Raw genomic sequence first — 9,570 nt, 5'->3', positions numbered from 1 at the left:
AGTGATCGACCACCCCCTGCCGCTCCCGAATCCGGCAATTAGCCTTTCACCGTCTTCGGCGCCTTGCCTTCCTTCATCTGCTGCAGCAACGGCGCACACTGGTTCGGTGCATCACCGCTAGGTGCAATCAGTGCCAGCAGGCCGGCAGCCGGCCCGGCAATCACCCCCAATGCCACCATCCCGGCGCCTCGCAGTATCAACGGTACCGCCTTCACTCCGGCGCTCGGCTTGATAAACGGCCCATTGACGTACAACGGTGAACGCAGGGAAAACAAGCGAAAGCCCTTGGACTCCGGCGTAATCGTCAGGTCAAGCTGCTCGGTGGCCATGTTCGCCGTGCCATCGATGTAAACGATGGCGTTCTCGGTATCGAACACAAACAGTCGGGTGGTGGCCAATCCGGTCTTGATACCGAAGTTCGCCGCCGCGCAGTTGATCTTCACTTCCTTGTCGCCAAACATCTTGCCGACTACGTAGTTACCGACGTTCAGCCCGGCGATTTCCATCAGCCCGCGACTGATGGCGCCGTCATTGATCAGCATCTTCAGATCGCCATTGGAACTGCCCAGCAGCGCCGCCACGGAATTGCCGCGCCCGGAAATATCCGCATCACCATTGAGCTCACCAAAGCTGGTTTTCATCGGCTCAAAGGTCGGAAACAACTGCTTGAGTTTGAAGTTACGCGCGGTCAGCCGCGCACGACCTTCCATGGGGGTGATGCGACCATTCAGGCGAATCTGTGCATCAAGCTTGCCGCCGGCGACGCCAAAGCGCAGGGGCTCCAGGCTCAGTTCGCCGTCGTTAAGCAGCAAGTGAGTGTAGAGATCGGTAAACGGCAACTCAGCGCTATGGACAATGCGTTTGCCGGTGAACTCCACATCGGCATCCATATCCCGCCAGCGCTCGGTGCGAAACTCTTCCACCGGCAGCACTTTGGTCGCCGGCTGCTTGCTTTCACCGCCCCGGGCCTTTTGCTTGGCATTGGAGTCGGCGCCGATCAACGGGGCCAAGTCGGCCATCAGCAGTTGGTTGGACACCAGTGCACCACTCAACTTGGGCCGGGGCTGACTGGCAACGTAGGCAAGATTGCCGTGAATATCACTGTTGCCGATCTTGCCGTTGAAGTTTTCATAACGAAACAATGCACCACCCGCCTCGTGCAGCTTGGCGATCAGGTGGCCGTCTGTGGCATAGGCCGGCGAGTCCGGCAAGGTGACACCGGTCAGCGGGTACAGGTTGCCCAGGCTGCTGCCCGAGAGTTTCAGGCGCAAATCCAGAGCGCCGAGGTTCAGCGGGTCGGTCAGGGTGCCAGCCAGGGCAATGCGGGTGTCGGCAATCTTCATCTGGGCTTGCAGCGGAAACGGCTTGGCCGCGTCCTGCAAGGCCAGCAGGCCGCCAATCTTGCCGGTGCCGGTGAGTTTCTGGCCGTGATATTGGCCTTTGACCTTGAGGGCGAAGGCGTAGTCCTGAGGGGCCGAGCCCTTTTCCAGGGCCTTTTTGGCATCGTTTTCACCCACGATCTCGCTGAACGGGATCGGCTTGCCCAGCAAATCGATCAATACATCGAGCCGGGTCTTGAGGGTTTGATCGTCGAGGGTCACGTGGCCCTTGTCGAAGCCGATGGCGCCGATGTCCACCACCCACTTGGAAGGTTCGGCGTTGGGGTCCTTGGGATCGAACTGGAAGGCCCAGTTGGCGCGGCCATCCGCCAGGCGCTGCAACTCGGCACTCGGTTCAGTGAGATCGATACGCGGGATAACCACGCGCTGAGCCAGCAACGGCAAGGGCGCGATGCGCAGTTCCACGCGCTTGAGGGTGACCATTTGGGGGTTTTTCGACCATTCGGGGTTGCCCAGGGCCAGGTCTTCGGCCACCACATGAGGCCAGGGAATCCAGGCACGCCAGCCGCCTTCGTCGGGCTCGCGTTGCCAGATCACCGCGAGGTTGCCATTGATGGCAAAGGGGCGATGCAGCTCTTCGGACACTTTGGCGTTCAGGGGAGGCTTGATCCGGTTCCAATCGAAGAACGCCAGGATCAGTACTACGACGGCGATTAACAAAACGAAGCTGGCGCAGCTCCAGGCGAGAATTTTACGAGTGCGCGTCATTGCACAGGACTCCTGATTACGGCTGAGCGTGCGAGTTGCGTCGCACGTTTGGGCTACAGCTTATATGGCTACGACTGACAAACGGCCAAGGGGTTTAACCCAACGGCCAATTAAGCGGGAAAAAACCGATTTGCTGACCAACCAGACAGCTTGAATCACCAACCACGCACCGTTGTTACCCAGGCCTGTGTCGAAAATACCCAGCGCAGTGCAAAAGCCCGTGCTTGAGAGCCGCGAAGTAGAGCCTTCGCAAGGAACAATCAATTCTGTTGATTATTACCATTGCCTTTATGAACTTTTATATCGACTTATCGAGAGTAGCATTAGCCCTGTACCCACTTTATCGCCCTCCCATGGAGCAACCCATCATGAAACGCCAAATACTCGCAAGCGTCGTACTTTCCCTCCTGGCCAGCAGTGCATTTGCTCTGCCTGCAACCGAACAAGCCCTGCCACAAGTGAAGGCTGACGCTGCACATTTCAGCCAGTCCCTGGCCCGCAGCGGCTCGCAAGAAGAAGGCAACCGTGACTACGCCAACGGCGTCGCTGAAAACGGTTCGGAGCAAGCCAACAAACGCGCCTACACCGAAGGCGTTGCTGAAGGTGGCCGTGATCGCCTGGAACAAAAAGGCCTGGTTGAAGGCGGCGCCGAGCAAGCCAACAAACGCGCCTACACTGAAGGTGTGGCTGAAGGTGGCCGTGACCGCCTGGAACAAAAAGGCCTGGTTGAAGGCGGTGCTGATCGTCTGCTGGAACGCAACGCTGTTGCCGAAGGCGGTGCTGACCGTCTGCAAGAACTGCATCAAGCAACGAGCTAAGCCTGTGCTGGCCCTGGAAAAAAGCCCGATTCTGCCGAATTGGGCTTTTTACTTTGTGTAAAACGCAACACTCTTACCCTGCCTCAAGTTCGACGCCAGTAAAGTTGTTTTGCTAGAGTGCGTCGCTGTCCTGTCCACAAAGCCCTCCCGCCCATGCTGCCCCGCGCTGAACAGAAGCAACAGACCCGCCTCGCCCTGATGGACGCAGCCCGCCATCTGATGGAGTGTGGCCGAGGGTTTGGCAGCTTGAGCCTGCGAGAAGTCGCCAAGAGTGCCGGCATCGTACCCACTGGCTTCTACCGTCACTTTGCCGATATGGATCAATTGGGCCTGGTATTGGTCAGCGAAGTCGGCCAGACCTTTCGCGCCACGATTCGCCTGGTGCGCCACAATGAATTCGTCATGGGCGGCATCATTGATGCGTCGGTGCGGATTTTCCTCGACGTGGTAGCTGCCAATCGCTCGCAATTCCTGTTTTTGGCCCGCGAGCAATACGGTGGTTGCCTGGCTGTTCGCCAAGCCATCAGTGCTTTGCGTGAAGACATCACGTCGGACCTGGCGGCCGACCTGACCCTGATGCCCAAGCTCCAACACCTGGATGCCGACGGTTTGCACGTCATGGCCGACCTTATCGTCAAAAGCGTGTTCGCCACCCTGCCCGACATCATTGACCCGCCTGCCGAGGCGCTGCCGGCGCACCTTACGCCCCAGGCCAAGATCACCCAGCAATTGCGCTTTATCTTTATCGGCCTCAAGCACTGGCAAGGGCTGGGCAGCACCGAGTAACCCGGTCAGCGCATGGCGTGAAAACGCTTGGCGGTGGTGTAGTTCCTCTTCCAGTATCTGTTGGTCAAAGAATCGATACGGATATTCTTGCCGGTGCGGGGCGAATGAATGAATTTGCCGTCACCTATATACAGGCCAACATGGCTGACCTGGCCCCGCCCATTACCCTTGAAAAACACTGCATCACCCGGCCGCAGCGCGTCGCGCTTGACCGTGGCCGCCGTTGAACGGTGCATCGCCGCCGTGGTACGGGGTAACAGGATATTGGCCTCGGTCTTGAACAGGTAGACCAGCAAGCCACTGCAATCGAAGCCCTGGCCCACCGATGCACCACCCAGCCTGTAGGGCGTGCCCAGCAATGCGTAAGCGCGATCGATCACATTGTCGATAGAAGGCTTGGGCAGGGCCCTCAGTGAAGACCCCAGCCCGGCCGGTGAGGCGTCACGTGGCTCAATACCCGCGAAAGACGAAGCACTGACCCAGCACAGAAAAAATAAACATAAAGATGACTTGAACATGACAGATGCTGCGCTGGTTAAACACGAGCAACATCCTAATGAACGCAGGCACAGCAAAATGAACGGCAAATCCGCAAGCCACGTAAGGCAAATCCTTAAATCTCACGACAAGAAAAAGATGAAAGAAGCTTCATTCAATACACCCTGCCAATAACCACGAATCGCCCGATTCCGGTGCTATAAACCCCGCCACGCACCAAGATGAACCATTTCAAAGTGCCCTGGCGCCCTATCGAGTGGCACGCAAGCGCCTGCCTACAGCAAACGCCTACTCCCCGCGTGGTTGGCAAGCCCCTTGCTCTAGCTTGCTTATCGCTCATAGCTGGAAGCTTTCTGATGCTGGTGATCCACCGCCGAATCGCCCCTCAAACCCTCTGGACCGCGGAACTGCTGCTGAATTTCGAAGCCCGCAGCAAAAGCCGCTTGCGCTGTTTCAGTGCCGACGGTGAAGACGTCGGCCTGTTTCTGGAGCGCGGCCAACCGCCACTGCATGACGGCGAATGCCTACAGTCCGAAGACGGACGCGTCGTACGCGTCGTGGCCCGCCCTGAACAGCTGTTACACGTCACCTGCAGCAATGCCTTCGAACTGACCCGCGCCGCCTATCACTTGGGCAACCGCCATGTTGCCCTGCAAATCGGCGATGGCTGGTTGCGCCTGCTGGACGATTACGTGCTCAAGACGATGCTCGACCAACTGGGCGCCAGTACACAGACCATCGAGGCGCCCTTCCAGCCGGAGCACGGCGCCTACGGTGGCGGTCACCACCATTCGCGTCACGGCGACGAAGACTTCAACTATCCGCCCAAACTGCACCAGTTCGGTGTGCGCCGATGAACCCTGCCTGGGCGCTGCTGCGCCTGGCCAGTCCGCAATTGCCGATTGGTGGCTACAGCTATTCCCAAGGCCTGGAAATGGCCGTTGAGCAAGGCCGGGTAAACGACCCCGTCAGCGCCCGCCGCTGGATCAGCGACCAACTGCTGCTCAACCTGGCCCACTTCGAAGCGCCATTGTTGCTTGCCCATTGCCAGGCAGCCGCGGCGCAGGACTGGTCGCGCCTGCTCCAGCTGTGTGAACAACACCAAGCCAGCCGCGAGACCCGCGAGCTGTACCAGGAAAGCCGGCAAATGGGCTATTCCCTGCAACAGTTGCTCAACGGCCTTCCGGAGCTGGACGAGCCTGCCCGAGAGTTCCTCGAACAACGCCCAGAACCGCATCTGGCCCTGGGTTGGGCCTTGGCCGCCCGCGCCTGGCACATCAATGCACAAGATGCCCTGGCCGCCTGGCTTTGGAGCTGGTTGGAAAACCAGCTCGCCGTGCTGATGAAAACCTTGCCCCTGGGCCAACAAGCGGCACAACGCCTGACCAGTCAATTGTTGCCGTTGCTGCAACGAGCCCAGCAAGACGCCAGCCAGATCGACCCCAACCATTACGGCAGCGCCGCGTTCGGCCTGTCCCTGGCGTGCATGGCCCATGAGCGCCAATACAGCCGCCTGTTCCGTTCCTAGGAGAGATACATGAACACACAACCCCTGCGTGTTGGCATCGGCGGCCCGGTCGGTTCCGGCAAGACGGCCCTGACCCTGGCCCTGTGCCTGGCCCTGCGTGATCGCTACCACCTCGCCGTGGTCACCAACGACATCTATACCCGCGAAGACGCCGACTTTCTGGTGCGCAATCAAGCCTTGGCGCCAGAGCGCATCATTGGCGTGGAAACCGGCGGCTGCCCGCACACGGCGATTCGCGAAGATGCGTCCATCAACCTGGAAGCAGTGGATCAACTGAACCGCCGCTTTCCCGGCCTGGACCTGATCCTCGTGGAGTCCGGCGGCGACAATCTCTCGGCTACTTTCAGCCCCGAACTGTCGGACCTGACGATCTATGTGATCGATGTCTCGGCGGGCGACAAACTGCCGCGCAAGGGCGGCCCCGGGATCTGCAAGTCCGACTTGCTGGTGATCAACAAGATCGACCTGGCACCGCTGGTAGGTGCGTCCCTGGAGCTGATGAACAGCGACACCCAACGCATGCGTGGCGACAAACCCTTTGTATTCAGCAACCAGAAAACCGGCGTTGGCCTGGAAGAAATCGTTGCCTTTATCGAACGCCAGGGCTTGCTGACCGCAGCTTGATTAACTCAATAAGGAACCTGTCCATGAGCCTCAAGAAACTATTGGGCGCCGTCGCCCTGCTGCTCGTCCCTGCCCTGGCCTTCGCTCACCCGGGCCATGGCGACAACGGCCTGATGGCCGGTATCAGTCACCCGTTAAGCGGCCTCGACCACCTGCTGGCGATGGTCGCCGTCGGCTTGTGGGCCGCCCAGCAACAAGGCCCGGCCCGCTGGGCACTGCCCTGCACCTTTGTCGGCACCCTGTTGATCGGTGGCGTACTGGGTTTTGAAGGCCTGGAGTTGCCGGCCCTGGAAAGCGGGATTGCCGCTTCGGTGCTGGCGCTTGGTTTAGCAGTAGCCTTGGTTTTTCGCCCACCGCTAGCCGTAGCGATTGGCGCGACGGCACTGTTTGCCCTGTTCCACGGCGTGGCCCATGGTCTGGAACTGCCGGACATGTCCAGCCCCTGGACCTATGCCGCAGGTTTTGTGGCCGCGACGGCGGTGTTGCATGCCGCAGGTTATGCCGTGGTGCGCTGGCTGCCGGCGGCGGCGCCGCTGGTGCGTATTGCCGGAGCCGCCTCGGCAGCGACTGGGGCGTGGCTACTCGCCGGTTGACCGAAACGGCAAGCCACAAGCCATAAGCGGCAAGTAAAAGCCAAACGGCTCTTTCTTGCCGCTTATGGCTTGTGGCTTGCAACTGCACCTCTGCTACCATGTCGCGCAAACACCCCTAGCCGTGACGACGCCAGCCGATGCCCGATGTTGCAAGCTCCGCCTCCAAGCCTCAATTGAACGCCGTGTTCACGTCCGTGCAAGCGCATTTGCACGACCTGATCGTGCCGCTGTGGCAAGGCCCGGGCTGGAATGCCGACCTGGCGTTGCCCTATGAAGCGCTGGATGCCGACCACCGCCCCCTGTCCCCGCAACGCTATCGCGCCATGGCCTGCGCCCGGCAGTTGTACCTGTTCGCCAGCCTGATCGGCGAGCCAAGCGCAGACTTTGCCCCAGAGCGGGCGGCAGCGTTGTTTCGCTCCCTGCAGCGGCACTTCCATGATGCCGAACACGGTGGCTGGTTCTACAGCATCGACCCGCACGGCAAGCCGCTGGATAAACGCAAAGACCTCTACACCCACGCCTTCATCATCTTCGCCTGCGCTCATTACTGGGCCAAGGTGCGTGAGCCGCTGGTGGAGTCGGTGCTCAATGCCGCCCTGGAAGTGGTCGCCGAACGTTTCGCCACCGACGACGGCTTGTATGAAGCGGTACTGGAGCGCAACTGGTCCTCACTCAAGTCCGGCCCGCTGCAAAACCCCTTGATGCACCTGGCCGAAGGCTTCCTTGCGACCCTGGCGGTGCGTGAAGACTCTACCGTGCAAGCGGCCTTGCTGGCATTGGCGACAGCCATGCAAGTGCGCTTCATCGACCGCCAGCACGGGGTCATGCTGGAGAAACCGCTGGGCGCTGTGGATAACTGGTTTGAGCCAGGGCATCAGTTCGAGTGGTTCTTTTTGCTGGCTTCCACCGACGTACTGCGGCACACGCCCTTGTACGCTTCACTGGCCCGTGCATTTGCCTATGCCGAGCAAAAGGGTGTGGATAAGTTGACCGGTGCGGTCAGCAGCATGCTCGCCCTGGATGGCACCGTGCGTGACGGCACCCAGCGGATCTGGGCCCAGGCCGAATACCTGCGGGCACTGACATTACGCCCAGGTAGCGAAGCCGTGCTGCAACACCAGTTGCAAGCCTTGCAACAACGGTTCTTGCATCACAAGGGCTGGAATGAGTGCCTGGATGCCAGTGGGGTCGTGAGCCGATGGGATATGCCATCAACCACGCCCTACCATTTGGCTACTTGTTATCGAGGGTTGAGCGACTATCTCGGCTGACCTTCGGCCTCATCGCATGGGGTATCTACATACCTCTTGAGTTTGCCGAAAATTCCGCGGCCAAGGTACGAGGCTGCGAAGGGGCCAGCCCCAAAACACCCGACGGTTGCGCAAGTCCAGCTCAACATGCCTGCGGTCCTTGTACAGTGATTTGAAAGCCTCTTCGGGGGCCTGCGGTGGGGAACTCAAGGCCGTACCAGGATTTCTCCCCCGGTTTTCAGTTCGGGACGATGCCTGGGTATTGAGCAATTCTGGATTATCGAGCAGTTTGAAAAACGCATGAACATTACTGTTTTTGGCATGCTGGTGGATGCGCTGCTGGCACCACACATTTTGAACTTCTTTCGCATCTTTAGAGTTTTCGAACTCCACTCGTTATCAAAACTTTATAACCATGTTCGAAAAAAGCTCGTGGAATTTTCATCTCATTCCAATATGCATATAAGGGCTGCATTATTCTGGACCATCTTTAAATATGATTTAAGTCATAGCACCTGCATGAAAGCCTATCACTTTCCGTTCTCTATTTCATGGGGAAAACTGCGAAATAACTTCCTGTTATTTTTATCAATAGATTCATTTTTCCAGCAGGTACTTGTCGAATTTTTTAACTATATGATTTAGCCATAGTGACCCCGTCCCCCACTGGCATGGGTAATAGTAATAACAACACTGTTCATGCAGTAAGTTCTCTTGAAAGTCCGACTCATTTGTGTAGGAATTCATCAGCTCTAAAATTTCCTTTTTTACTATTATGATTACGTCTCTAGGCGAGTCTATTAGAAAAGCATCAATAACTTCATCGGCCGAAGAGTAATCCTCCGCCCAATCTTGGTTAAAGTAGGCACCAAAAAACTGTTGGAGCTCTGTCAGTGACTCATTCATTACTCTGGGTATCCTGTTAGCAATAGATAGCCGTCTGGCATTTTGGGAGTTCGCTTTAAAATCAGCAGAAATTTATAGGTGGGTATGGATTTTTTAGTTCCGTTTAAGATACTCAGCCCTACGGATTGGCTTGAGCTGTCTCTAATCAAATATTTATCCTTTTTTCCCTTTAGGAATTTCAGTATTTCTTGATGGTGGGCCGCCAAACTTTTAGAAACAATAGCCTCAGCCTCCTCTAGAGTTCTAAACGTAGATGACGCGGGAATGTGTGGTTCCGACTTGAACCTTTCAGCTAGCTCTTCGTCTGTCCGCCCCACATGCTTTTTAATCAAGTGTCCTCCTGCCTTTTCGTGCGCAGTTAATACACCGCTATTTACCTTGTTTATTTGGCTTAGATCGCCTTTGGAACCTGGACAGCTTCCAACCTTGCAACTCAACCCCAACGGATCCACCCAGCCC

Annotated in this window: 11 protein-coding genes; 7 read left to right on the top strand and 4 right to left on the bottom strand. The window is 57.7% G+C overall.

The window, feature by feature from the left end; all coding sequences use genetic code 11:
* Positions 1–38 precede the first annotated feature (38 nt).
* Entirely contained in the window at positions 39–2,108 is a 2,070-nt protein-coding gene (locus GIR22_RS25530) for an AsmA family protein (RefSeq protein ID WP_154746051.1), read from the bottom strand.
* Positions 2,109–2,476: 368 nt separating this feature from the next.
* On the opposite strand from GIR22_RS25530, the gene GIR22_RS25525 reads away from it, so the two are divergent.
* On the top strand, positions 2,477–2,926 hold the full coding sequence (locus tag GIR22_RS25525) for a hypothetical protein (protein WP_154746050.1): 450 nt from the start codon (positions 2,477–2,479) through the stop codon (positions 2,924–2,926).
* A gap of 153 nt (positions 2,927–3,079) precedes the next feature.
* Positions 3,080–3,712: a TetR family transcriptional regulator gene (locus GIR22_RS25520; RefSeq protein ID WP_154746049.1), complete on the top strand. Its 633-nt coding sequence runs from the start codon at positions 3,080–3,082 to the stop codon at positions 3,710–3,712.
* A gap of 5 nt (positions 3,713–3,717) precedes the next feature.
* Here the strand turns inward: GIR22_RS25520 and GIR22_RS25515 are convergent, their stop codons facing one another.
* Positions 3,718–4,230: a C40 family peptidase gene (locus GIR22_RS25515; protein ID WP_154746048.1), complete on the bottom strand. Its 513-nt coding sequence runs from the start codon at positions 4,228–4,230 to the stop codon at positions 3,718–3,720.
* A 336-nt stretch (positions 4,231–4,566) separates the two neighbouring features.
* On the opposite strand from GIR22_RS25515, the gene ureE reads away from it, so the two are divergent.
* The 5 genes from ureE (at position 4,567) to GIR22_RS25490 (ending at position 8,226) form a co-directional block, all read left to right on the top strand.
* Positions 4,567–5,067: an urease accessory protein UreE gene (ureE, locus tag GIR22_RS25510; RefSeq protein ID WP_154746047.1), complete on the top strand. Its 501-nt coding sequence runs from the start codon at positions 4,567–4,569 to the stop codon at positions 5,065–5,067.
* Positions 5,064–5,738, top strand: coding sequence for an urease accessory protein UreF (locus GIR22_RS25505; RefSeq protein ID WP_154746046.1), 675 nt, complete (start codon positions 5,064–5,066; stop codon positions 5,736–5,738). Before ureE ends, GIR22_RS25505 begins: the two co-directional genes overlap by 4 nt.
* 9 nt (positions 5,739–5,747) lie before the next feature.
* Positions 5,748–6,362, top strand: coding sequence for an urease accessory protein UreG (gene ureG / locus GIR22_RS25500; RefSeq protein WP_154746045.1), 615 nt, complete (start codon positions 5,748–5,750; stop codon positions 6,360–6,362).
* Between the two features lie 23 nt (positions 6,363–6,385).
* On the top strand, positions 6,386–6,955 hold the full coding sequence (locus GIR22_RS25495) for a HupE/UreJ family protein (RefSeq protein ID WP_154746044.1): 570 nt from the start codon (positions 6,386–6,388) through the stop codon (positions 6,953–6,955).
* 137 nt (positions 6,956–7,092) lie between these two features.
* Positions 7,093–8,226, top strand: a complete 1,134-nt coding sequence (locus GIR22_RS25490; protein ID WP_154746043.1) for an AGE family epimerase/isomerase — start codon at positions 7,093–7,095, stop codon at positions 8,224–8,226.
* A gap of 576 nt (positions 8,227–8,802) precedes the next feature.
* On the opposite strand, the gene GIR22_RS25485 is transcribed toward GIR22_RS25490, so the two are convergent.
* Both GIR22_RS25485 and GIR22_RS26040 read right to left on the bottom strand, forming a co-directional pair.
* Positions 8,803–9,111, bottom strand: coding sequence for a contact-dependent growth inhibition system immunity protein (locus GIR22_RS25485; protein ID WP_154746042.1), 309 nt, complete (start codon positions 9,109–9,111; stop codon positions 8,803–8,805).
* On the bottom strand, positions 9,111–9,570 hold a 460-nt coding region (locus GIR22_RS26040), incomplete at its 5' end, for an RNase A-like domain-containing protein (protein ID WP_343039666.1). The genes GIR22_RS26040 and GIR22_RS25485, both read right to left, overlap by 1 nt.

This window comes from Pseudomonas karstica (assembly GCF_009707515.1).
GTDB classification, from domain to species: Bacteria; Pseudomonadota; Gammaproteobacteria; order Pseudomonadales; family Pseudomonadaceae; genus Aquipseudomonas; species Aquipseudomonas karstica.
Note: the sequence above shows the minus strand (reverse complement) of the source record. Positions and strands in the feature narration are given on the sequence as shown.